The 22,648-nt window shown below is 64.7% G+C and carries 19 protein-coding genes; 8 read left to right on the top strand and 11 right to left on the bottom strand.

Annotated elements, in window-relative coordinates; all coding sequences use genetic code 11:
• Positions 1 to 173 precede the first annotated feature (173 nt).
• The gene (locus VGM61_RS15180) at positions 174 to 920 is read left to right on the top strand and encodes an FAD-binding oxidoreductase (protein ID WP_331523694.1); all 747 of its coding nucleotides are present in this window, start codon (positions 174 to 176) and stop codon (positions 918 to 920) included.
• Between the two features lie 13 nt (positions 921 to 933).
• Here VGM61_RS15180 and glk read toward each other — a convergent pair whose 3' ends face one another.
• A complete protein-coding gene (glk, locus tag VGM61_RS15175; protein ID WP_331523693.1) occupies positions 934 to 1,947 on the bottom strand; it encodes a glucokinase in 1,014 nt (337 codons plus the stop codon).
• 148 nt (positions 1,948 to 2,095) lie between these two features.
• Here glk and VGM61_RS15170 point away from each other — a divergent pair, with 148 nt between their 5' ends.
• From VGM61_RS15170 to VGM61_RS15160, 3 genes are all read left to right on the top strand, one after another.
• A complete protein-coding gene (locus VGM61_RS15170) occupies positions 2,096 to 3,199 on the top strand; it encodes a sn-glycerol-3-phosphate ABC transporter ATP-binding protein UgpC (RefSeq protein WP_331523692.1) in 1,104 nt (367 codons plus the stop codon).
• 81 nt (positions 3,200 to 3,280) lie between these two features.
• Complete coding sequence (gene hemB, locus VGM61_RS15165; protein ID WP_331523691.1) at positions 3,281 to 4,276, top strand: porphobilinogen synthase; 996 nt, start codon at positions 3,281 to 3,283, stop codon at positions 4,274 to 4,276.
• Between the two features lie 63 nt (positions 4,277 to 4,339).
• Positions 4,340 to 6,151 (top strand): monovalent cation:proton antiporter-2 (CPA2) family protein, encoded by a 1,812-nt coding sequence (locus tag VGM61_RS15160; RefSeq protein ID WP_331523690.1) that lies wholly within the window; start codon positions 4,340 to 4,342, stop codon positions 6,149 to 6,151.
• Here the strand turns inward: VGM61_RS15160 and plsB are convergent, their stop codons facing one another.
• The 3 genes from plsB to VGM61_RS15145 all read right to left on the bottom strand — a co-directional run bounded on the left by plsB (position 6,152) and on the right by VGM61_RS15145 (position 10,764).
• Positions 6,152 to 8,776, bottom strand: a complete 2,625-nt coding sequence (plsB, locus tag VGM61_RS15155) for a glycerol-3-phosphate 1-O-acyltransferase PlsB (protein WP_331523689.1) — start codon at positions 8,774 to 8,776, stop codon at positions 6,152 to 6,154.
• Positions 8,777 to 8,785: 9 nt separating this feature from the next.
• On the bottom strand, positions 8,786 to 9,685 hold the full coding sequence (locus VGM61_RS15150; RefSeq protein WP_331523688.1) for a hypothetical protein: 900 nt from the start codon (positions 9,683 to 9,685) through the stop codon (positions 8,786 to 8,788).
• Positions 9,686 to 9,858: 173 nt separating this feature from the next.
• Complete coding sequence (locus tag VGM61_RS15145; protein ID WP_331523687.1) at positions 9,859 to 10,764, bottom strand: 5'-nucleotidase, lipoprotein e(P4) family; 906 nt, start codon at positions 10,762 to 10,764, stop codon at positions 9,859 to 9,861.
• A gap of 142 nt (positions 10,765 to 10,906) precedes the next feature.
• Between VGM61_RS15145 and VGM61_RS15140 the strand changes: the two genes are divergently transcribed.
• Positions 10,907 to 11,926 carry a hypothetical protein gene (locus VGM61_RS15140; protein ID WP_331523686.1) on the top strand — a complete coding sequence of 340 codons (1,020 nt, stop codon included), beginning with the start codon at positions 10,907 to 10,909 and terminating at the stop codon, positions 11,924 to 11,926.
• On the opposite strand, the gene VGM61_RS15135 is transcribed toward VGM61_RS15140, so the two are convergent.
• A complete protein-coding gene (locus VGM61_RS15135) occupies positions 11,923 to 13,920 on the bottom strand; it encodes a UvrD-helicase domain-containing protein (RefSeq protein ID WP_331523685.1) in 1,998 nt (665 codons plus the stop codon). The two genes, VGM61_RS15140 and VGM61_RS15135, sit on opposite strands and share 4 nt — an antisense overlap.
• A gap of 90 nt (positions 13,921 to 14,010) precedes the next feature.
• Here VGM61_RS15135 and VGM61_RS15130 point away from each other — a divergent pair, with 90 nt between their 5' ends.
• From VGM61_RS15130 to VGM61_RS15120, 3 genes are read left to right on the top strand one after another with little or no spacing between them, the layout of a single operon-like run.
• A complete protein-coding gene (locus VGM61_RS15130; protein WP_331523684.1) occupies positions 14,011 to 15,318 on the top strand; it encodes an NAD(P)/FAD-dependent oxidoreductase in 1,308 nt (435 codons plus the stop codon).
• A 59-nt stretch (positions 15,319 to 15,377) separates the two neighbouring features.
• Positions 15,378 to 16,010 carry a thymidine kinase gene (locus VGM61_RS15125; protein ID WP_331523683.1) on the top strand — a complete coding sequence of 211 codons (633 nt, stop codon included), beginning with the start codon at positions 15,378 to 15,380 and terminating at the stop codon, positions 16,008 to 16,010.
• Positions 16,011 to 16,019: 9 nt separating this feature from the next.
• Positions 16,020 to 16,799 carry a hypothetical protein gene (locus tag VGM61_RS15120; protein ID WP_331523682.1) on the top strand — a complete coding sequence of 260 codons (780 nt, stop codon included), beginning with the start codon at positions 16,020 to 16,022 and terminating at the stop codon, positions 16,797 to 16,799.
• Positions 16,800 to 16,803: 4 nt separating this feature from the next.
• Here the strand turns inward: VGM61_RS15120 and mutM are convergent, their stop codons facing one another.
• From mutM to VGM61_RS15090, 6 genes are all read right to left on the bottom strand, one after another.
• Positions 16,804 to 17,616 (bottom strand): bifunctional DNA-formamidopyrimidine glycosylase/DNA-(apurinic or apyrimidinic site) lyase, encoded by an 813-nt coding sequence (gene mutM / locus VGM61_RS15115; RefSeq protein WP_331523681.1) that lies wholly within the window; start codon positions 17,614 to 17,616, stop codon positions 16,804 to 16,806.
• A gap of 8 nt (positions 17,617 to 17,624) precedes the next feature.
• Entirely contained in the window at positions 17,625 to 19,031 is a 1,407-nt protein-coding gene (gndA, locus tag VGM61_RS15110) for an NADP-dependent phosphogluconate dehydrogenase (RefSeq protein ID WP_331523680.1), read from the bottom strand.
• 110 nt (positions 19,032 to 19,141) lie between these two features.
• Complete coding sequence (locus VGM61_RS15105) at positions 19,142 to 19,642, bottom strand: hypothetical protein (protein ID WP_331523679.1); 501 nt, start codon at positions 19,640 to 19,642, stop codon at positions 19,142 to 19,144.
• Entirely contained in the window at positions 19,621 to 20,967 is a 1,347-nt protein-coding gene (locus VGM61_RS15100; RefSeq protein ID WP_331523677.1) for a GldG family protein, read from the bottom strand. The genes VGM61_RS15105 and VGM61_RS15100 overlap by 22 nt, the downstream gene beginning before the upstream one ends.
• Positions 20,967 to 21,722 (bottom strand): ABC transporter permease subunit, encoded by a 756-nt coding sequence (locus VGM61_RS15095; protein WP_331523675.1) that lies wholly within the window; start codon positions 21,720 to 21,722, stop codon positions 20,967 to 20,969. Before VGM61_RS15095 ends, VGM61_RS15100 begins: the two co-directional genes overlap by 1 nt.
• A complete protein-coding gene (locus VGM61_RS15090; RefSeq protein ID WP_331523674.1) occupies positions 21,719 to 22,447 on the bottom strand; it encodes an ABC transporter ATP-binding protein in 729 nt (242 codons plus the stop codon). Before VGM61_RS15090 ends, VGM61_RS15095 begins: the two co-directional genes overlap by 4 nt.
• Between the last annotated feature and the right edge of the window lie 201 nt (positions 22,448 to 22,648).

The following is a 22,648-nucleotide window of genomic DNA, read 5'->3' as shown; positions in this document are numbered from 1 at the left end:
ACGCCATTGCCGTAGGTCTTGCGCAGGTCGTTGACCTGCAAGGCGGGTGCGGACATGGGGGGAGGGAGCTTTTTAAGACGTAAGGCCTTCATTATAAAGCAGCTGTGACCGGGCTGCTGGCCTCCCGGGGGTCCGATCGCGGACAATGGGCGGATCGAACACGAGTAATCCGCATGGCCGAACAGTTCCAGCTACGCCTCGTCGACAGCTTCATGCTGGCCCCAACGGTGCGCCATCTTTCTTTCGAGCGCGCCGACGGTGCCCCGCTGGCGTTCATCCCGGGCCAGTTCCTGCAGGTGCATTTCCACTACGACGACGGCAAGGCCACCAAGCGCAGCTATTCGGTGGGCACCGTGGGCGATGGTGCCTCGCCGGTGCAGCGGGTGGAAATTGCCGTGAGCTACGTGGAGGGCGGCGCCGCGACCAAGCTCCTGGGGGAGCTCACCCACCAGGGCAGCATCGATGCCAGCGGCCCTTATGGCCGTTTCTGCCTGATGGATGCCGATGCCAACAAGCGCTACATCCTGATCGCCACCGGCACGGGTGTCACGCCCTACCGCGCCATGTTGCCTCAGCTGTCCAGGGTGATGGAGTCGCGCGGGGTAAAGGTGGTGCTGCTGTACGGCGCGCGCAACGAAACCGAGTTGCTTTACGGCGAGGAATTCGAAGCCTTTGCCAGCACGCACCCGAACTTCACCTTCCACGCCTGCCTTAGCCGCGGCGCACGTCCGGAACCGCGTCCGCATGATCGCCTGGGCTACGTGCAGACGGTGCTGGCGGAACTGGAACCCGATGCGGAAGGCGATATTGCCTACCTGTGCGGTAACCCGAACATGGTCGATGCATCGTTTGCCGCGCTGAAGGAGCACGGCCTGTCGGTTCAGCACATCCGCCGCGAGAAATATATTTCTTCGCGATAAGGAATGGCCGGTTTCAGCGATTAAGCAGCGGCAACCCGGCGTCGATGACCGCCAGTGCGGCGGCGCCGAGCAGCCCCGGGTCGTGATGGATGATGCCCACCGTCGGCACGTTCTGCATGGTGGCCTTGAAACGGCCCTTTTCTTCAAAGCGCTTGCGGAACGAGCCCTTTTCCATCCAGGGCAGCATGATCGGTAGCAGGCCGCCGGCAATGTACACACCATCCCAGGCGCCCAGGCTAAGCACCAGGTCGCCCGCGATCGAACCTAAGATGCCGGCGAAACGCTCGGCTGTCTTCACGCACATCGGGTCGCTGCCATCCTCCGCACGCTGGGTGACATCCTCGGGCTTGAGGTCTTCCGGCGTTTGGCCGGCAATGTCGCAAAGCGCGCCATAGAGGTTTACCAGGCCCTGCCCGCTGATCAACCGTTCGTTGGATACACGGCCGTATTTCTCGTTGAGCCGGCGCAGGATCTTGATGTCTTCAGTGGTATGTGCGGCAAAGCCGGCGTGCCCGCCTTCGGTTTCCAGCACGCTGCAATGGCCGTTGCGGATAAGCAGCGCGCCTACCCCCAGGCCCGTGCCCGGCCCGATCACGGCGAAGGTCTGCGCATGCGTGGCGCCGAGCGTGGGGCAGGGCACCTCGCCGATCACCACGCAGTCTTCTTGCTCGAGCAGCGGAACGCCCATCGACAATGCCGCGAAATCGTTCACCAGGTGCACTGAATCCAGGCCCAGCTCGCGTTCCAGGCGTGCGGCGGAGATCTCCCATGGATTGTTGGTGATCTTCACCTCGGCATCGGCGACGCGGCCGGCGGCATCGACGATGGCGCGGTGGGCCTCAAGGCCCGTCTCCTGGAAGTAGCGCTTGCCCGCGTCGCTCATGTTCGGGAAGTCCGCCACGTGATACCGGCGCACGGTGTCGGCGCGGAAGGGGGACCTTTGCGTGGGATCGGCCATCGCGAAGCGGATATTGGTGCCACCGACATCGGCCAGGAGGGTCGGTTGCAGCGCGCTGTGATGAGCCATGGGGAAAGAGCCTGTCGAAATCGGTCAAGCCTGCCTGTGGGGCGGCATGAATGTCCAGCCCGCCTGATGCTGCGTTGCAGCAATCAGTCCGGACTTTGACGTAAACGATTACGTGGGCAGAATAGCCCATCGCATCGTGGAGAACAGTATGGCCGGTGTCCGCCTGGACAAGATTCGAAAGGTGTACCCCAACGGCCACGTGGCGGTTTCCGAAGCCAGCTTCGACATCGCCGATGGCGAGCTGCTGGTGTTGGTTGGGCCGTCCGGTTGCGGCAAGACCACCTTGCTACGGATGATCGCAGGCCTGGAGGACATCACCGGCGGTGAGCTTTGGATCGGCGACCGCGTCGTGAACGACGTTGCGCCGAAGGATCGCGATATCGCCATGGTGTTCCAGAACTATGCGCTATACCCCCACATGACGGTGGCCGAAAACCTGGGCTTCGGACTGCGCCTGCGCGGACAGCCGAAGGCGGAGATCGACCGGCGCGTAGGTGAATCCGCCGCCAAGCTTGGATTGAGCGAAAGGCTTGCTTCCCGGCCGGCGGCGCTGTCCGGTGGTCAGCGCCAGCGCGTGGCACTCGGCCGGGCACTGGTGCGCGACCCGGCGGTGTTCCTGCTGGACGAGCCCTTGTCGAACCTCGATGCGAAGCTGAGGTTGTCGATGCGCGTGGAGATCGGCCGCCTGCATCGCGAACTCGGCGCCACGATGATTTACGTCACCCACGACCAGATCGAGGCGATGACCCTGGGCCAGCGCATCGTGGTGCTTAACGGCGGCGTGATCCAGCAGATCGACACACCGATGAACCTCTACAACAGGCCGGCCAACTTATTCGTGGCCGGGTTCCTGGGGAGCCCGGCGATGAACCTCTGGACCGGCACGCTCGAACACTCAGGTGGTTTCGTGCTGCGCACCCCCTCCGCCTTGCTGCCACTTGGGCCGCTTGCCCCCGCCGAGGCGCTTTCTGGCCATCTGGGCCAGCAGGTGGTGATGGGCATACGCCCGGAAGACCTGCAGCCTGCCATCTCCGCGACCCCCGAGGCGTTCCCGCGCCTGAAGGCCTTCGTCGACGTGGTGGAGCCGGTGGGCAACGAGGTATTCCTGAACATGCGTGGCGCCGAGGGTGAACTGGTGTCCCGCGCCCCGCCCCAGGCCGCGTCGCACCCGGGTGGCGATATCGAGCTGACATTCGACCCGGCGCGGGCGCACTACTTCGATGCGGCAACCACTCTGCGTATCGGCGGGTAACGGGACAACTTGCCGCGCAAGCCAAGGCTGGCACGGGGCGTAGAATGGCCGCCAGATGCCACTTTCCCTCAGGTCCAGGTCATGAACTTCCCCGCCGTCCGCATGCGTCGCATGCGCCGCGATGCGTTTTCCCGCAACCTCATGCGCGAGACCACCCTCACCGCCCACGACCTGATCATGGTCGCCTTCGTCATCGAAGGCGAAGGGCAGCGCGAGGCCGTGCCCTCGATGCCTGGCGTGGAACGGCTGTCGATCGACGAACTGGTGAAGCTCGGTGGCGAATGCGTGGCCCTGGGCATCCCGGCGCTGGCCCTGTTCCCGTCGGTGGGCACGAACGCCAAGAGCGAGGACGCCGCGGAGGCGTGGAACCCGCAGGCACTCTTCCAACGTGCCGCGCGTGCTTTGAAGAAGGCCTGGCCAGAGCTTGGCCTGATCGGTGACGTGGCCCTCGACCCTTACACAACGCACGGCCAGGACGGCCTGATCGACGCCGATGGCTACGTGATGAACGAGCCGACGGTCCAGGCGCTGGTGAAGATGTCGCTGGCCCAGGCCGAGGCCGGCATCGATTTCATTGCGCCGTCGGACATGATGGACGGCCGCATCGGCAGCATCCGCGATGCGCTGGAAGCCCACGGATTCATCCATACGCGGATCCTGTCGTACGCAGCAAAATACGCTTCCAGCTTCTATGGTCCGTTCCGCGACGCGGTGGGATCGTCCGCCAGCCTGGGCAAGGCTGATAAACATACCTACCAGATGGATGTCGGCAACAGCGATGAAGCCCTGCGTGAGGTCGAGCTCGACCTTGCCGAAGGCGCCGATGTGGTGATGGTGAAGCCGGGGCTTCCGTACCTGGATATCGTGCGCCGGGTGAAGGACACCTTCGGTGTGCCTACCTTCGTGTACCAGGTGAGCGGCGAGTACGCGATGATCAAGGCCGCCGCGCAGAACGGCTGGCTGGACGAGAAGAAAGTGGTGCTCGAATCGCTTGTCTCGATCAAGCGCGCCGGCGCCGATGCCATCCTTACCTATTTCGCCATCGACGTGGCGCGCTGGTTGCGCGACGACAGGTAAAGCCGGACGAGGTCGTCATTTGTCCATGCCATAATTCCGGTCACAGATCCCGGGGTAGAGGCCATGGAAAACCACCAGTTCCTGCAATCGGCGGTCATCTTCCTGCTCGCTACGGTAGTGGCGGTGCCCATTTCCAAGCGATTCAAGCTCGGGGCGGTACTGGGCTACCTGGTCGCGGGCCTGGCGATCGGGCCTTCCGGCTTTGGCCTGATCCGCGACACGGCCGGCGTTGCCGCGATCTCCGAGTTCGGTGTGGTGCTGATGTTGTTCGTTATCGGCCTTGAGCTCTCGCCGCAGCGGCTGTGGGTGATGCGGCGCGCCGTGTTTGGCAGCGGCCTGGCCCAGGTGTTGCTGACCATGCTGGTGATCGGCGCCGTGGCCTCCATGGCATTCGGCCTGGCGGCACGATCGGCCGTGATTGTCGGTGGGGCGCTGGCGCTGTCCTCCACCGCCTTCGGCCTGCAGATCCTGGCCGAGCGGAAGGAAGCGAACTCCGGGTATGGCCGGATGGGTTTTGCCATCCTTCTCTTCCAGGACCTGGCTGCCATCCCGCTGATTGCTGCCATCCCACTCCTTGGCGGATCCATGGAACATGGAACCCACCCACCGGAGCTCTCCAGGATCGCCATCGTGGTCGGCGGCATCGTGCTGGTGGTGCTGGGTGGGCGGCTGCTGCTGCGGCCAGTGTTCCGTTTCGTTGCGCGCGCCGGTAGCGTGGAGGTATCGACCGCCACGGCACTGCTGGTGGTAATGGGTACGGCCCTGGTGATGGAATTGATCGGTGTGTCCGTGACGCTCGGCGCCTTCCTTGCCGGCGTGCTGCTGGCCGATTCGGAATATCGCCACGAGCTTGAGTCGAACATCGAGCCCTTCAAGGGATTGCTGCTGGGGTTGTTTTTCATCAGCGTGGGCATGTCGGTGGACCTCTCCCTGTTGATCCACCAGCCACTGTTGATCCTGGGCCTCGTGGCCCTGTTGCTGGCAACCAAGTCACTGGTGCTGTGGCCGCTGGGCCTGGCGGCGGGCCGACTGAGCATGGCCGACTCCTGGCGACTTACCGCGCTCCTTGCCTGCGGTGGCGAGTTCGCCTTCGTGGTACTGAACCTGGCGCAGTCCAACCACTTGCTCGACAGCACCCAGCGCAACGTCCTGGTCCTGGTCATCACCTTGTCGATGGCCTTGACGCCGCTGCTGGTGATCAGCGTGGCAGCCCTGTTGAATGTGAAAGCACGCAAGCCAGACCGGGAATTCGAAACGCCGGATGTTGCCAGTCCCCGGGTGATCATCGCCGGCTTCGGCCGTGTCGGCCAGATTGTCTCGCGCCTGCTGCGCGCACACGATATTCCCTTCGTGGCCCTTGAGAACTCCGTCGAGCAGGTGGAATTCTCGCGCCGCTTCGGCGGCACCTCGCTGTTCTTCGGCGACCCGGCGCGGCCGGAACTGCTGCGCGCGGCGCAGGCACAAACGGCTGAAGTTTTCGTCCTGGGCACGGACGATCCGGACGTGAACCTGCGCACCGCACGGCTGGTGCGCCGCCAGTTTCCCCACCTGAAGATCGTTGCCCGCGCACGCAACCGGCAACATGCGTTCCGCCTGATGGACCTGGGCATCGAGGAGCCGGTGCGCGAGACCTTCTATTCCTCGTTGAAGATGGCACGCCTGACGCTGCAGGCGCTGGGCATGCCCGAGGATCTGGCCGAGGCCCGCGTCGACCGCTTCCGCAAGCACGACGAACAACTATTGGCCAAGCAATACCTGGTATACGACGACGATGCGGCGCTCCGCGAGACCTCGCTTGAGGCCCTGGGTGACCTGCAGAGGCTCTTTGAAGCCGATACCGCCGATGACGGCATGCATCGGGAAGAGAACGTCTGATCAGGGAAGGTGGGTCGGGTGGTGCCGTTCTTCTTCGTTCACCACGTGCCGTTGGTGCAGGTCCGAGGCTACATCCCCGGCGGGTGCTTCCTTCAGCGGCGGCGGCGGCGGATCGCGAGGCTCGGCGGCGCCCGGCGTGATCTTCAGGATCGAATGGCGCACTTCGCGGGCAAGGATCAGCCGCGCGTCGTCGACCATGCCTTCCAGGGCCTGGGCGAAATCGAGCTTGCCTTCGGCATCGGTCCACACCACCTTGCGCTCGCGAAGCTTCTGGATGAAACCGCGGAACAGGGCCTTGTCGAAGAATTCCGGAGCCGATAGTTCGTTTAGCATCCCCAGGCGTTGCGCGGTGAGCGTGCAGGCGTTCTCAAGTTCACCTGCCGTGAGCGTGTGCGGCCCGTTCTTCACCAGGGCGGCGATGGCGATGTAATAGCGCTCGAACGCTTGCAGCAGGCTGCGGGCGATCACCCGAAGCTGGTAGGCGCCGTCGTCCTGGCCGGGACCGCGCTCGAGCAGGCGGCCTTCGCCGGAGGTTTCCAGGATGCCCCGCGCCACGAAGAAATCGACGGTGGCCTGCATCTGCCCGGTGAAACCTTCTTCGTCCCACGGCAGGAACAACTCACCCTGGATGAACGGATAGACGATGCGGCCCAGGCGGATCACCGACGAACGTGACATGCGGCGGTTGTTGAGGAAGCAGCAGGCCACCCAGGCGGCCGTGGCATTCAAGTGCAGAACATTGTTTCGGAAGTACGAAAGCAGCACCGCCTGCTCGCCCTCGGCCATCAGTACATCGCCCAGCGGGTGGCGCACGCGCCGGATCCAGCCCATCTGTTCGCCGTAGGCGATGATGCCGGCAGGCGGGGTGGGAGTGACGGTGACACGGTCGGAATAGGGAAGTTCCGTGACCAGGGCCTTGGTCAATTCCAGCTGGGCCAGCAGGTCGCTCTCGGCCATGGCGTGCTTGGGCGTGGCAAGCAACGCCAGCGCCAGCAGGTTGATCGGGTTGACGTCGGCAGCGCGGTTGATGTTCACCAGGATGCGTTCGGCCAGGTCGTCGACCATGCCGGACAGCCACTCGGGCCTGGCGTCGGGTGCGGCCGTGGTCTGGCGCCACGCGGGCTCGGCGGCGTCGAGCAGTGGCTCCAGCGCGATCGGCTCGCCGAAGTTCAAGGTGACGTGGCCGTAGCGCTGGCGAAGCACTTTCAGTCCCCGCAACAGGCCCAGTAGCGATTCCTTCTCTTTCGGCTTGCCGGTCAATTCACCGATGTAGGATTTTCCTTCCATCAGTTTCTCGTAGCCGATGTACACCGGCTGGAACAGCACCGGGCGCCGCGGCGCGCGCAGGAATGCACGTACGGTCATCACCAGCATGCCGGCCCGCGGAGCCAACAGGCGGCCAGTGCGAGAGCGACCGCCTTCGATGAAATATTCAAGCGGCACGCCACGGTCGACCAGTTGCGCCAGGTATTCGTTGAACACCACCGAATACAGCGCGTTGCCGCGGAAGCTGCGGCGCAGGAAGAAGGCGCCGCCGCGACGCAGGATCGGCCCGATCACCGGCAGGTTCAGGTTCACACCGGCGGCGATGTGGGGTGGCACTACTCCGGACTGGTGCAACTGGTAGGACATCAACAGATAATCTGTGTGGCTGCGATGGCATGGCACGTACACCACTTCGTGGCCCGGCGCCGCGGCGCGCGCCTTGTCGAAATGGTGCATGGCGATGCCGTCGTAAAGCTTGTTCCAGAAGTTCGACAGAAGGAACGAGGTCGAGCGAACCACCGGGTGGGAATAATCGGCCGAGATTTCCATGGCCATGCCGTGTGCGCGCCGCCAGGCCTTCGCGTAAGGGATTTTTTCCTTTGCCGACGTGGCAGCTACCTGCTCGCGCACGGGTTCGGCATTGAGCACGGCATCGACCACGGTGCGCCGGTGCGAGAGGTCCGGGCCGATCACGGCGGCACGGATACGCCGGAAATGCGTGCGCAACACGCGGGCGATCTTGCGGGTCAGGCGTTCGACGCGCATGTCGCCGGCGTCATCGAGCACCTGGCGCAGCGAAACGGGCGCCGAGAAATGCACCACCGTGTCGCGGCCATTCAACAGCACGGCCAGCAGGCGCCGGAAGCGGCCCACCACGACCCAGTTTTCGGAAAACAGCACGCGGAACCAGCCGCTCTCGCGGCCGGGGGCCCGGCCGACGTAGATCGACACCGGTACCAGCTGGACGTCCTGGTGGGGCATGGCTTCCAGCGCATGCACCAGCCGGTTCAAGGGTTCTTTCGGCAAGGCGGCCTGGCGCCGGCCGAAACCCCAGCCTTCGCGGCGTGCCAGGGCGAACATGGCGCGGCGCCGGCGCACGGGAATGTTCGGCACCGGCTGCATGGGGCTGGGCAGGCCCGCCTCGCGGCAGGCGCGTTCAAGGATCAGCGCATCGGACACGCCATCGCGCTCGACCACGTAGCAGACCGGTATATCCGCCCGCAGCAGGCTGGAAGGCTCGACCGGATCGCGCTTGATGCGCACCCAGGGCTCAAGTACGCGGCTTAAAAGTGCGAACCACCAGGGACCTCGCGGGCGGGTGCGGGCCGGGTTGACGGGATAGGTGGAAGGATCAGCCATCGGGCTAGTTTAGCGTGCGCCTGTTAAGGGCGCGGCGCGGATGTCGACGCCCAGGCCGTGGACGATGTCATTGTGGCTGGAACGCACCGACTCGAGCAGGTCGCGGTCGTACCAGCGGCCGTCTTCACGCACCATGGCGATGTCGATCGAGAGCGGACGGTCCACCAACGTATACATCACGCGGACGCGGGCGCTGGCCTCGGTATTTTCCAGCACCTGGGTATGCGCCGAGGCGAACATGGCGTCGAGGTCGAGATGGTAGAGGTGGGCCATGTCCACCACGGCATTGAAGGCCAGCTGCTGGTTGCGCATGGATGTCTCGAAGTCCGCAGGTTTGCCATCGGCTGTAAATTGCAGGTCCTTGCCGGCCGCCACCGCGATGTCGATCGCCTTGTGCGCGGCGGCCACGTCACCCCAGGGTGCGGCCTGGGCCCACGGGCCCAACGCCAGCACGGCCTCGCGGGCCAGCGCCTTTTGCGCCGTGGTGAGCGAAGTGGCGCTGCCGATGCCGGTCATGGCAATGGATTGGAAAATGCCGATGGTCAACGGCATCTGCTCCCGGTAGTCGCGTTCGAAGTGGAGCACGAAGGGGGATATTTCAGTCCACAGCCGCTTGTCGGCACCATCACGGCCGAGCTCGGCCAGGGATGTATCCAGGCGCTGCCGGTCGGGTTCGTCGAGCAGGCCGGGGCGTCGCTGCCAGTCGGCCTTGAGATTGGCGAAATCGGCAGGTGGCAGGGCGTGTTGCCAGAAGCCGGCGAAATCACCCCTGCCCAGGAGGTCCACCGAGGCCTTCAGTGCTGCCTCGGGCGGCGTCACCGCCACGGGCGCAGGCGCGTCTTCCTGGTGACAGGCAACGAGCAGGCACGCGGCAAGGGCAAGGAACAAGCGATGCATGGTGCGCAGCATAAAAAAAGAAAACCCCGCGGGTCGGGCCTGCGGGGCTTGCCGGCTCCAGGCCGGAAAGGGAAATGGCCTTGCCCGCTTCGCTTTGGCGGCTTACGGTTTCGGCGCGGCCATCTTAATTGCGCGTTAAAATTAAGGCAATAGGTAAGATTTCATGTCTAACTAATTGAATTTATTTACTTATCCCTTAAAGCGTCGATTTTTTCCTTCCGACGCTCCCCGCGGGGCAGGGTGTAGTCATTGTTGAACACGGCCGGCTCCCACGATCCATAGGTAGGGTTGGGGAACACGAACCAGCGCTCGCCGATCCACGCACGATAAGGCGCGATAGCTTTCTCGCGGCCTTCAGGGGTGTTGGCAATCACGGTGACGAAGTCGCCTACCTGGTCGCCAAACTGCATCAGCACCCGGTATTTGCCGGCGATCAACTGTCGGCGGCATCCTTTCTCGGTGCCTACCTGCTCACAACCGGGGACAAAGGTGCCCAGGCCCAGGAACGCTTCGGGACCCGATACCGGCAGGCCCGCCTGGCGCAGGTTGCGCAGGGTCGGTTCGTCCAGGTCCTTGGCGCGGTTGGATACGTAGATCACGGCAATGCCGTGGCTGGCCGCCCATTGGGTGAAGGCCACCGCGCCGGGCATGGCGCGGGCCACCGCCTCCTTGCACCAGGCGGCCCAGTCCGCTTCATTGAATTCGCCGCCCCCGCGGATGACACGCACCTGGTAGGGGGAGTTGTCCAGCACGGTCTCGTCGATGTCCAGTACCACGGCAGGCTTGAGTTTCCTGCTCAAGGGCGTGGTGCGGTCATCCTTGGGCAATGCGTCCCAGGAGGGGTCTTTCAGGGCGTGGGTGAGTTTCTCCTGCGCGTCGCGGAAGACTTCTTCGTAGATCAAATCATGCTCGACCGCGCGCTGGCTCCACAAGGCGGCATTGAGGTTGTCGTCGGCGGGGGCGGCGGCCACGGTGGGTTGGGCATCCGGGGCGGTTGCGGGTGCGGAAGTGGCCTTGGGCTGGTGGTCGACGGTGGCGCAGGCGGAAAGCGCCAGCGCACAGCCAAGCACCAGCGGTCGAATCAATGACATGCTTTGGGCATCCTGCTGAAAGGGCGGGTGATAATCGGGAAAGTTTACGACAGCTGGGTGACGCCCGGCCCGGCCCCGCGCCACGGCCGCGACACCCGGCCATCGTATAAAGTCACGAACTGGCCCCACCGCACGGACCCGAATGGACAACCTCTCGCGCTCGACCCTGCCCATCCGCATCGCCAGCTACACCCTGGCTGCCGTGGCGCTTTTCCTGGTGATGGAAGTCCGGCTGCTGCCGGCGCTGCTGGCGGGCCTGCTGGTTTATGAAGTGGTGTTCTCCACCGCGCCGCTGCTGGGTAACCGTCTGGCGGGAACGCGCGCACGCGCCCTGGTGGTGGCGATCCTGGCGGTGGTCGTGGTGGGCTTGTTGATCCTGGGCATCTTCGGCGCCGTCAGCTTCCTGCGTAGCGAACTGGGCAACCCCGAGGTGCTCTGGCAGACCCAGCTGATGCCATTGGTGGACAAGGCGCGCGAACAACTACCCATGGTCGTCGTCGACCACCTTCCGGACAGCGTGGAAGAACTGCGTCTGGCCCTTACCGGATTTGCCAGGACACATGCGGTCAGCCTTCAGCTGGCTGGTAAGGAGGCTGCGCGTGTCACCGTGCACATCCTGATCGGCCTGGTATTGGGCGGGATCGTCGCGCTGTCGCGCACGCGGCCGCCGCACCAGGTGGGCCCGCTGGCAGCGGCCCTGGGCCTGCGCTGCTCGCGCCTGGCCAAGGCGTTCCACGACATCGTGTTCGCGCAGATCAAGATTTCACTGGTCAACACCGTGCTCACCGGCATCTTCCTGCTGGGCGTGCTGCCGCTGATGGGCATCCATGTGCCGCTGGCCAAGACCCTGGTGCTGTTCACTTTCGTGGTGGGCCTGCTGCCGGTGATCGGCAACCTCATCTCCAATACCGCCGTGACCATCGCCGGGTTGTCGGTGTCGCTGTACGTGGGCATGGCAGCGCTGGGTTTCCTGATCGTGGTGCACAAGCTGGAGTATTTCCTGAACGCGCGCATCGTCGGCACGCAGATCCGCGCCCGGGCCTGGGAGCTTTTGATCGCGATGCTGTTCTTCGAGGCGGCCTTCGGGCTGGCCGGCGTGATCGCCGCGCCCATCTTCTACGCCTACCTGAAGCAGGAACTGGAAGCGGAGCGGCTCATCTAGCGGTTGTTGGCCGCCAGCATCGCGGCGATCTTCGCCATGTGCGATTGCGCCGTCTCGCGGGTGACCTGGGCATCGGCCTCCGGATCCTTGCCTTCCCAGTGAAGGTCGTCTTCGGGTAGTTCCTTCAGGAAACGGCTGGGCTGGTTGGAGAGGATCTCGCCGTATTTCTTCGTGCGGGCCGAATAGCTCAGGGTGAGCAATTCCTTGGCGCGGGTAATCCCCACGTACATCAGGCGGCGTTCTTCGTCGATGCGGCCTTCGTCGAGCGCGCCTTCGTGGGGAAGGGTGCCATCTTCGCAGCCGGCGATGAATACAAACTGGAACTCCAGGCCCTTGGCCGAATGCAGGGTCATCATGCGCAGCGCGTTGCCGGGATCGTCGCGGTCGGCATGGCTGAGCAAGGCCAGCTGCGCGGCAAGATCGCCCGCGCCGCCGCCATTCTTCTGCATGGCGGCGAACCACTCGGTGAGCTCGCGCAGGTTGCCCAGCTTGCGATCGCGGGTGATCTGGTCGGGTGTGGTGGAAGCGATCTGCGCGGCATAGCCGGTCTTCTGCAACAGCATCTCCACCAGTTCCGCGGCGCTGTGGTGGATCGCGGCACTGCGCAGTTCATCCATCAGGCGGGTGAACGAGGCCAGCTGCGAGGCCGGTCGCGGTGAAAGGGTCTTCAGCACGCTGTCGCTGCGTGCGGCGTCGAGCATCGAGGCGCCGCGGGAGGCGGCTACCTGGCCGAGTTTCTCAAGCGTAGTGGCGCCGATCTCGCGTTTGGGTACGTTCACCACACGCAGGAAGGCCGCGTCGTCGGTTGGGTTGGCAAGCAGCCGCAGGTAACACAGCACGTCCTTGACCTCCGCGCGGTCCAGGAAGCTCAAGGCGCCGGACAGGTGGTAGGGCACGCGTGCCAGGCGCAGGGCTTTCTCCAGCGGGCGGGCCTGGAAATTCCCGCGATAGAGGATGGCGAAGTCACTCCAGCGGCAGCCTTTTTCCTTGTATTTTTCGTAAAGGTGCGAGGCGATGGCGGCGATCTTCTCTGCTTCGTGCTCGCTTTCCTTGCATTCGAGCACACGGATGGGCGGCCCTTCCAGGTGGTCGCTCCACAAGCGCTTTTCGTGCACGTGCGGATTGTTTGCGATCAGCTTGTTGGCAGCTCGCAGGATGCGCTTGGCGCAGCGGTAGTTCTGCTCGAGCTTGATCACCTGCAACTGTGGGAAATCGCGGCCAAGCTGGTCGATGTTCTCAGGGTTGGCGCCGCGCCAGGCGTAGATGCTCTGGTCGTCGTCGCCCACGCAGGTGAAGCGCGCCTTGTCGCCGGAGAGCGCCTTGAGCAGGCGGTACTGGGCGTCGTTGGTGTCCTGGTATTCGTCCACCAGCAGGTAGCGCAGGCGCTCGCGCCAGGCAAGGCGGCAGTCGTCGTCGGCTTCCAGGATGCGCAAGGGCAGTCGGATCAGGTCATCGAAATCCACCGCGTTGAAGGCAGCCAGGCGCTGCTGGTAGAGGTCGTAGATGGTGGCGGCTTCAATCTCGCGCGGGCTTCGCGCCGCGGCCATGGCTTCGTCGGGGGTGAGAGCCGAGTTCTTGGCCCGGCTCACCAGGTTCCGCAGGCCGTTGAGCACCTCGGGCTTGACGCCCTTGGGCGAGAGCTCCTTGATGATGGCGTCGGTGTCGTCGGCGTCCAGCACCGAGAAGCCGCGCCGCAGACCGGCACGTTCATGTTCGATCTGCAGGAATTTCAGGCCAAGGGCGTGGAATGTGCAAACGGTGACCGCCGCCGCAGCCTCGGCCGGGATGATCTTCGAGACGCGTTCGCGCATTTCGCGCGCGGCCTTGTTGGTAAATGTGATCGCTGCAATCTTTTCCGGCGCAAGCTTGCGGCGGCCGATCAGATGGGCGATCTTCTCGGTGATGACGCGCGTCTTGCCCGAGCCGGCACCGGCCAGGACCAGCAGGGGGCCGTCGCAATATTCGACCGCCGCGTGTTGTTGCGGATTAAGCATGGACGGAAGGTTTCACGGCAGGCGGTTGGAGCGAGGGGCCATGGTAGCAGACGCAAGCCATGCCTTCGGAAGCAGACAGGGGAGCGGAAGATGACGGTTGCACAGGTGGGGAACGAAGTTCAGTGCGATGTCGCCGTGATCGGCGGCGGGCCGGGTGGCAGCACTGCGGCGGCCCTGCTGGCAAGGCGGGGATATCGCGTGGTGGTCCTTGAGAAAGCGCGCCATCCCCGCTTTCATATCGGCGAGTCGCTGCTGCCGATGAACCTGCCGCTGTTCGAGCGGCTTGGTGTGCTGGACAAGGTGCGCGCCATCGGCGTGCACAAGCGCGGCGCGGATTTTGAATCCGATACGCCTGCCGGTTACAGCACGTTCTCTTTTGACCGCGCCCTGGGGTCCAGTCCGCCACACGCTTACCAGGTGTACCGCCAGGATCTCGACCAGATGCTCTTCGAACACGCCCGGGAGTGCGGCACTGACGCCCGCGACGGCGTGGAGGTGCTTTCCGTGGAGCAGTCCGGCCCGAGGGACAGCGTCCTGGCCGCGCGGGCGGATGATGGCAGCACGTACACCGTCCGTGCGAAATACGTGGTGGATGCCAGTGGTCGCGATGGATTCATCGCGACGAAAAAGAAGCTTCGCCGACGTAACCGCGAGCACCAGAGCGCGGCGATCTTCGGTCATTTTTCAGGTGCGCAGTTCCGACCTGGGGAAGATGCCGGAAACATCAGCATTTACCGCTTCGAGCACGGCTGGATCTGGATGATTCCCCTGCCAGGGGGGGTGATGAGCGTCGGTGCGGTATGCCGGCCGGCCTATCTGAAAACGCGTCGTGGCCAGAATGTGGATTTCTTCATGGCCACCCTCAATGACAACGCCCAGCTGGCGCAGCGCCTGTCCGGCGCCACCCTGATCGACAACGAAGTGCGCGTGACGGGCAATTACGCCTATGACGCCACCGAGATGGCGGGTCCGGGCTGGATCCTCATCGGCGATGCCTTCGCATTCCTCGACCCGGTATTTTCGTCCGGTGTTTACCTGGCCATGCATGGAGCCGAGCAGGCCGTGGACGTGATTGACCGCGCCCTGCGCGACCCCGCGGCCGAGGCCGCCGCGCAACGGCGCATGCAACGGCGCGTGCGCATGGGCATACGCCGATTCGCGTTTTTCATCTATCGGTTCAACGGTCCGGTGATGGCCAACCTTTTCAGCCACCCCCGGAATGCCTTTCGACTGGAGCAGGGGGTGATCTCCATGCTTGCCGGCGACATCTACGATTCGCGGCCGGTCTGGTTGCGCCTGCAGATGTTCAAGCTTCTCTATGGCGTGGGCGTGATGCTGGACCTGCGCCGTTGGTGGGCCGAGCGCAGGTTACGCCTTTCCCAAGCCGCCGCTGACTGACCTTTCCCCCCAGGCGGGAAGAATGCCGACAGCGCGTCGCAAAACGGTAATATGGCGCGATGGCGAAGCTCTATTTCTACTATTCGGCGATGAATGCCGGCAAGACCACCACCTTGCTGCAGAGCGCCCATAACTACCATGAACGCGGGATGCGCACGCTCATCCTCACCCCCTCGCTGGACAACCGTTACGGCGAGGGCGTGGTGGCTTCGCGTATCGGCCTGAAGGCCGCGGGACGTCGTTTCTCCTCCACGGAGGATTTGCTGGCCACCACCCAGGCGGACATCACCGGGCACGGTGCACTGCATTGCGTCCTGGTCGATGAAGCCCAGTTCCTCAGTCGTGCCCAGGTGTGGCAACTCTCCGATGTGGTCGATCGCCTGGGTATTCCCGTGCTCGCCTACGGGTTGCGCACCGATTTCCGCGGGGAGTTGTTCGAAGGCAGCAAATACCTTCTTGCCTGGGCGGATAACCTCGACGAAATCAAGACCATCTGCCACACCGGTCGCAAGGCCACCATGGTGGTGCGTGTGGATGAACAGGGCCAGGCCGTGACCCAGGGCCCACAGGTTGAGATCGGTGGCAACGACCGCTATGTCTCGGTCAGCCGCGCCGAATTCAAGAAGATCACCGCCGGCGACGGCCGCATCGAGTTGCAGCAATCGGTGCTGCCGCTAGGCAACAATGCATAGGAAACACTAGTGACCGACACCCCGCTCAACACCTGGCCGCGGCCCTATTTCCAGCAAGCCGGCGGAAAGTCGATGCTGCTGTTCTTCATTTTCGGCAGCTTCGACGAGGAAATCGTCATTCCCGCGCGCAAGTACGATAGCGCGGGCCTGCCTGGTGGCGTCGAGCTGCAGCGCTACCAGAACGCCGTGCTATCGCGCTGGGAAGGCTATCCGCTCTCCGGCGCGCTGGGCGAGATCCTCAAGGAAGACAACCCGTCGGGCTTCGAACGCGCGCGCCAGGCGCCGCATGTGCTGGCGGTACGTGGCGAAGTGGATGATTCGGCAAGCCTGGATTACCTGCGCGATACACTCGGCGTGGTCGCCGCGCTGCTCGATGCCGGCGGCGCGGTGGTGGTGGATCCGCAGCTGTTGTCGCTGTACGAGGCTCCGCAGTGGCGTAACCACTACCTGGTGGAGGGCGGCGCGCCGCCGCGCAACCACGTGTTGATCCTGTGTAGCGACGACGAACACAACCCCGGCCGCCAATGGATCCACACCCGCGGCATGCGCAAGTTCGCACGACCTGACATCAGCCTTCGAAACGTCCCCGCGGACGACGCCGGCCGCGCTGGCATGCTGGCCGAGCGCATGGTGGAGATGCAGGCCCTCGGTGCTCACTTCGTCGATGGCCAGGGCATGGACATCGAAGGCGTGGGCGAAGACGTTACCGTCTACGTCGGAGGCTCACACGACGACCCCGCCTTCAACAATACCCACGCCGAACTGATCTGGCCCGACGCTCGAAGCTGATGCCTCAAGACTGGCAGCGCGGGCAGTAGAACGTCGAGCGCTGCCCCAGCGTAACGTTGCGGATGGTCATGCCGCACACCTTGCATGGCTCGCCTTCGCGTCCGTACACGAAGAGCTCCTGGAAGAAGTAACCCGGTGCGCCATCGGGTGCGAGGAAATCGCGCAGGGTGGTGCCGCCGCGTTCGATCGCATGGGCCAGGATGCGTTTGACTTCCGTGGCAAGCCTTGCGTACCGCGCGCGGGAAATCGTCCCGGCCTTGCGCCGGGGGTCGATCTTCGCCGCGAACAGCGCTTCGCTGGCGTAGATATTACCCACGCCCACCACCACGGCATTGTCCATCAGCAAGGTCTTCACCGCCGCGCTGCGGCTCCGCGAGGCATTCCAGAGCGTGTCGCCGTCGAAGTCGTCGGTGAGGGGTTCGGGGCCGAGGTTCTTCAGCAATTCGTGCGTCTCGAACGGCCCCTGCCATAGCAGGCTGCCAAAACGGCGCGGATCGGTGAAGCGCAGCATGTCGCCCGAGTCGAGCACGATGTCGACATGGTCGTGCTTGCCCGGCGGGGTGTCATCGGGCAATACGCGAAGTACGCCGGTCATGCCCAGGTGAATGATGGCAGTGCCGGCCTGGCTCTGGATCAGCAGGTACTTCGCCCGCCGTTCCACCGCATCGATACGTTGGCCGGGAAGCAGTGCCGCCACGGCAGTGGGAATGGGCCAGCGCAGATCCGCGCGTCGCAGCACGACACGATCCACTTTGCTGCCCACGACGTGCGGAGCTATCCCGCGCCGCGTGGTTTCGACTTCCGGAAGTTCAGGCACGAAGCGGCTCAGCTCCAGTCGGCATGGAAGCTACCCTTGTCATCGGTGCGCTCGAAGGTATGCGCGCCGAAGAGGTCGCGTTGGGCCTGGATCAGGTTCGCCGGCAGCGTCTGGCTTCGGTAACCGTCGAAGTAGGCGATGGCGGAGGAGAAACACGGAACCGGCACGCCGGCCTGCACGGCTGCCACCACCACTTCGCGCAGGGCATCCTGGTATTTCTCTGCGATGTCGGCGAAATACGGCGCCATCAGCAGGTTGGTCAGATCGCTGTCCTGGGCGTACGCGTCGGTAATCTTCTGCAGGAAGCGTGCGCGGATGATACAGCCGGCGCGGAATACCTTGGCAATCTCGCCATACTTCAGGTTCCACTTGTACTCCGCTGACGCCGCGCGCAACTGGGCGAAGCCCTGTGCGTAGGACACGATCTTGCTGAAGTACAGCGCCTTGCGTACCGATTCGATCAATGCATCGCGATCGCCGGGTTTGACGGCCCCGGGGCCGGCCAGCTTTTTGCTGGCGGCGACGCGCTCATCCTTCATCGATGACAGCACGCGTGCAAATACCGCTTCGGTGATCAGCTGCAGCGGCACGCCTAGATCCAGCGCACTCTGGCTTGTCCACTTGCCGGTTCCCTTCTGCGCAGCGCGGTCGAGGATCACGTCGACGAGATCTTTCCCCGTCTTCTCATCCTTCCTGGCGAAGATGCGCGAGGTGATTTCGATCAGGTAGCTGTCGAGCTCGCCCTTGTTCCACTCGGTATAGACCCTGGCCAGTTCTTCGTTGGAAAGGCCCAGCACGTTCTTGAGCACCGCGTAACTTTCGGCGATCAGCTGCATGTCGCCGTACTCGATGCCGTTGTGCACCATCTTGACGTAGTGGCCGGCTCCGTCGGGTCCCATGTACGACACGCAGGGCTCGCCATCGGGCGCTCGCGCTGCGATTTCGATAAGGATCGGCGCCACCAGGTCGTACGCTTCCTTCTGGCCGCCCGGCATGATGGACGGACCATGCAGCGCGCCCTCTTCGCCGCCGGACACGCCCGTGCCGATGAAGTGGATGCCGTGCCTGGCCAGTTCCTCGTTGCGGCGAATGGTGTCCTTGAAGAAGGTATTGCCGCCGTCGATCAGCACGTCGCCCTTGTCCAGCAGGGGTAGCAGTTCCGCGATGGTCGAGTCGGTGGCTTCGCCCGCCTTCACCATCAGCAGGATGCGGCGCGGCTTCTCCAGCGACTGGACGAATTCCTCCGGTGAATAAGTGCCCACCAGCTTTTTGCCGGGAAAGGACTTCAGCATGTCATCGGTGCGTTCGCGGCTGCGATTGAATACCGAAACGGCGTGCCCCCGGCTTTCGATGTTCAGCGCCAGGTTGCGGCCCATCACGGCCAGTCCGACCACGCCGATGGCTTGCTTGCTCATGGGATTTAAGCTCCGCGAAGAAAGAGGGGACCGCTTCGATATAGGCGCAGTGCGGTGGATGGCAAGGCCATCCATGATTACCCCGTGCCCGTCATCAGAATGTTGTGGTGCTAATGCGTGGTCTTGTCCGGCCGGGGCAGGGCCTGCAGGGGTATCAGGGCGATGCGCTCGCCCACCCGGGCATAGCGGAGCTGGCCGATGGCCGCCGGCTCGCCGAATTCGATGGTGATGTCGCCCAGCCGTAGCGTGGCTACGGGTGGTGCCAGGCCGAGCTTGGCCACGTCGAAATCGTTGACCGGCCGCCAACTGGCCACCGGCGCGGCGGCGAGGTTGACCAGGTCTTCCAGGCGCCCTTGGTCAACGGCGGTGCCGGGTGATCCATCCAGTGTCCAGGTGCCCTCGTGCCGGGTCCATGACTTGCGCGGTCCGCCGCGGAAGGACAGCTCGACATGCGTGAAGGTGGCTTCGTCCAGCGACGAGAGCATCTGCTGTTGCGCACGGGTATTGTCGTGATGCACCTGCAGCCACATGGCCAGGGCCAGGAACGCGACCACGGTCACCATGGTCAGGCGCCGGAGCGTCTGTCGCTTCACCGGCGCCGGCGCCGCCACGCGATGAATCCACCCATGGCGGCAAGAAGCACGGGCAACCCCACCAGGAAGACCAGCGTCAGGACATCCAGGCGTGCCTGCGAGAGTTCCAGCACGCGATCCGGAGCGCCGCGCGGTGGCAGCGCCACCAGTGCGTCGTCGCCCAGCAGCCAGTCGAAGATGCGTTCGCCCAGGGCCCGGTTGCCGCCGTTGCCGACGAAGGTGTTGGCAAGGAAATCACCGTCACCCACCACTACCACGCGCTGCTCGTTCTTCTCGGGGCTGGGCGACAGGCGGGTCTGGGCAAAACCAAAATCCAGCGGGCCACGAAGCTCGCCCGCCGCCGCGTCGTAGCGGATGGTGGAGGGCTGGTCATTGGCGATGCCATGGAAGGCCGTCCAGCTCTGCTCGCCGGTACGCAGGAACGCCGCGACCGTCCAGTCGGTGCCGGAGACCTTGGCCAGGCCCGCCGCTTGCGGGAAAAGGGTGGTGAGGGTGAAACCATGCGTGATTGCGTGCGGCGGGTAACTCACCTGCACGATCTGCCGCGGGTCGGTGAGATTCAGGCTGGCGCCCTGGCCATCTACCAGCACGCCGGGCAGCAGGCGCACGCCCAGCGCATCAGCCAGCGGTTTCAGGCCCAGGTCCTGGTCGCCGGGTTCAGCGAGCCAGAGCAGGTTGCCACCGTTGCCGATGTAGTTCACCAGCGCCTGTACCGCGGCTGGCGACAACGGCGCCGAAGGGCTGGCAAGCACCACGAGGTCCGTATGCTCGGGCACCGCCTGGACCTGGCCGAAGTTCAGCGGCACCGAGCGCAGACCGCGGGCCTCGAACTGGGTCATGAAGGTGCCCAGATCGGCATTGGCCTTGCCGCCAGGCAGCCGCTCGCCATCGCCGGTGACGAAGCCGACGATACGCTCGCCGCCGCGCGCCAGTCGCTCCAGGGCGTTGCTCATGGAGCGTTCGGTGAGCGAATCATCCAGGCGCTGCACGCGGTTCTTGTAGTGGATGATCATGGCGCCGTCGTTGCTGATGCCCAGCTCGCGCATGGCGGCGGGATCTTTTTCCGGATCGACGAAGCGAAGGGTGAGGTCACGCTTGGCGCGCTGGTAGCGCTCCATGAAAGCGCCGATGTTTGCGCGCAGCTCACCGGAGGGGCTGGCGTAGCTCACCACCTCCACCGGCCCGGGCAGGCGGTCGAGCACGGCCTGGCTTTCCGCCGCGATGGAGGCGCGGCCACCGGCGCTCCAGTCGGCTCGCACGGCATACCGCGAGGTAAAGAAACCGACACAGGCGGCGGCCAACAGCAAGGCCAGCGCAAAGACCCAGCTTTCCAGGCGGCGCATCAGCGGCGACCCCGCTCATCGGCCAGGCGCCTGCTGGCCAAGGCCAGCGACACTACGATAACAATCAGGAACCAGGCGATGTCGTTCGTCCCCACGACGCCGCGCGCCATGATCTGAAGGTGCGTACTCATCGCCAGCCAGTCGAGGAATCCGCCCTCAACGCCGGCCGCGCGCGCGCCGGCGTTCACTGTCCACAGTGCCAGCGCGATGATCAGAGCCGCTACCGCCGCCAGGGCGGCCTGAGCGGTGAAGGCCGAGCAGGCGATGCCGATGGCGGCGAGGGCCGCCATCATCAGGGCGCAGCCCAGGGTGGCGGCGGCCAGCTTGCCGAAGTCCAGGTGGACCGACCCCGCCAATGCCAGCGGCATCGCCAGTGCCAGCAACAGCCAAAGCGCGAGCCAGCACAGTGCGGCCAGGTACTTGCCCAGCACCACGTGCGAGGGTGGTTGCCCGGTGGACAGCAGCAGGGGAAGGGTGCCCTGGCGGCGGTCGCTGGCAATGAGCGTCATCGTCATCAGCGGCACCACCACGAACGATAGTTGCAGCAGTTCCGCCAGCAACGGCACGGCGACAAGATCGGTGAAGCCCGGGCCGTCGGCCATCGCCGCCAGCTTCACCTGCATCTTCATGAAGGTATCGAGCAGGAACAGATATCGCCAGGCCAGCCAGCCCAGCGTAAGGGCGGCCAGCAACCAGGCCAGCGGGCGCACGCGCAGGCGGCGCAACTCCAGTCCGGCAACCGCGGCGACGCTCATGCGGCCTCCGCGCGGGTGGCGATGGTGAAGAAGGTCTTGTCCAGCGCCTGGCGGTCGGCATCGCTGGCTAGCGGTCCGTCATGGCGCAGGCGGCCCTCGTGCAGGATGGCCGCGCGCGTACACACGGCGGTGACCTCCGCCAGCACATGGGTGGACAGGATCACCGCGGAACCTGCTGCGGCGCGCTCGGCGATGATGTTTCGAAGTTCAGCGGTCTGGACCGGATCGAGCGCATTGGCCGGTTCGTCCAGCACCAGCAGGGCCGGATCGTGCAGTAGCGCGCAGGCCAGGCCCAGGCGCTGGCGCTGGCCCTGGGACAACACCCCTGCCACCCGCCGGGCCATCGGGCCCAGATTCAGCCGGTCGATCACGGCCTCGACCGGCGCCGTGCCGCGCAATCCGCGCAAGCTGGCGGACGCCTGCAGGTGTTCCCTTACCGTCAGTTCCGGCCACAGCGGGGCAGTTTCAGGCAACCAACCCACCAGCCGTCGGCCGATCTCAGGTCGGTCGACGAAGTCCTGACCGTCCAGTTCGATGATGCCGGCATCCGGGCGCAAGGCACCCGCCACCATCGCCAGCGTGGTGGATTTCCCGGCGCCATTGACCCCGAGCAGGCCCAGTACCTCGCCCCGCGCCAGCGACAGGTTCAGGTCGTCCACGGCCACCCGGCCCGCCCGGCGCCGCGCCACGCCCGCCATCCGCAGTAATACCCGGGTGGCGGTCATGCGGCGTTGTTCAGTTTGGCGGGGTCGGCATATAACCTGCATGCCTTGGAACTAGCGGAGAATGGGCGCACGTTGGGATCGGTCATGGGCTGATTGTCACGTCGCCTTTGTATTCGTACAACCGGCGGCACTAAATGTGCGCCCGTCGGTCTAACCGTGCTGGTGGGTATGGTTCATCGTCCACTACACTCTTTCCTCACC

This window comes from Pinirhizobacter sp. (assembly GCF_036499745.1).
Lineage (GTDB): Bacteria > Pseudomonadota > Gammaproteobacteria > Xanthomonadales > Rhodanobacteraceae > Pinirhizobacter.
This window is presented reverse-complemented; position numbering and strand designations above follow the sequence as displayed.

What these genes read in the sequence shown, in the direction of transcription:
- VGM61_RS15180 (WP_331523694.1), top strand. Translation starts at nt 174, where the DNA reads ATGGCCGAACAGTTCCAGCTACGCCTCGTCGACAGCTTCATGCTGGCC.
- glk (WP_331523693.1), bottom strand. Translation starts at nt 1,947, where the DNA reads ATGGCTCATCACAGCGCGCTGCAACCGACCCTCCTGGCCGATGTCGGT.
- VGM61_RS15170 (WP_331523692.1), top strand. Translation starts at nt 2,096, where the DNA reads ATGGCCGGTGTCCGCCTGGACAAGATTCGAAAGGTGTACCCCAACGGC.
- hemB (WP_331523691.1), top strand. Translation starts at nt 3,281, where the DNA reads ATGAACTTCCCCGCCGTCCGCATGCGTCGCATGCGCCGCGATGCGTTT.
- VGM61_RS15160 (WP_331523690.1), top strand. Translation starts at nt 4,340, where the DNA reads ATGGAAAACCACCAGTTCCTGCAATCGGCGGTCATCTTCCTGCTCGCT.
- plsB (WP_331523689.1), bottom strand. Translation starts at nt 8,776, where the DNA reads ATGGCTGATCCTTCCACCTATCCCGTCAACCCGGCCCGCACCCGCCCG.
- VGM61_RS15150 (WP_331523688.1), bottom strand. Translation starts at nt 9,685, where the DNA reads ATGCTGCGCACCATGCATCGCTTGTTCCTTGCCCTTGCCGCGTGCCTG.
- VGM61_RS15145 (WP_331523687.1), bottom strand. Translation starts at nt 10,764, where the DNA reads ATGTCATTGATTCGACCGCTGGTGCTTGGCTGTGCGCTGGCGCTTTCC.
- VGM61_RS15140 (WP_331523686.1), top strand. Translation starts at nt 10,907, where the DNA reads ATGGACAACCTCTCGCGCTCGACCCTGCCCATCCGCATCGCCAGCTAC.
- VGM61_RS15135 (WP_331523685.1), bottom strand. Translation starts at nt 13,920, where the DNA reads ATGCTTAATCCGCAACAACACGCGGCGGTCGAATATTGCGACGGCCCC.
- VGM61_RS15130 (WP_331523684.1), top strand. Translation starts at nt 14,011, where the DNA reads ATGACGGTTGCACAGGTGGGGAACGAAGTTCAGTGCGATGTCGCCGTG.
- VGM61_RS15125 (WP_331523683.1), top strand. Translation starts at nt 15,378, where the DNA reads ATGGCGAAGCTCTATTTCTACTATTCGGCGATGAATGCCGGCAAGACC.
- gndA (WP_331523680.1), bottom strand. Translation starts at nt 19,031, where the DNA reads ATGAGCAAGCAAGCCATCGGCGTGGTCGGACTGGCCGTGATGGGCCGC.
- VGM61_RS15100 (WP_331523677.1), bottom strand. Translation starts at nt 20,967, where the DNA reads ATGCGCCGCCTGGAAAGCTGGGTCTTTGCGCTGGCCTTGCTGTTGGCC.
- VGM61_RS15095 (WP_331523675.1), bottom strand. Translation starts at nt 21,722, where the DNA reads ATGAGCGTCGCCGCGGTTGCCGGACTGGAGTTGCGCCGCCTGCGCGTG.
- VGM61_RS15090 (WP_331523674.1), bottom strand. Translation starts at nt 22,447, where the DNA reads ATGACCGCCACCCGGGTATTACTGCGGATGGCGGGCGTGGCGCGGCGC.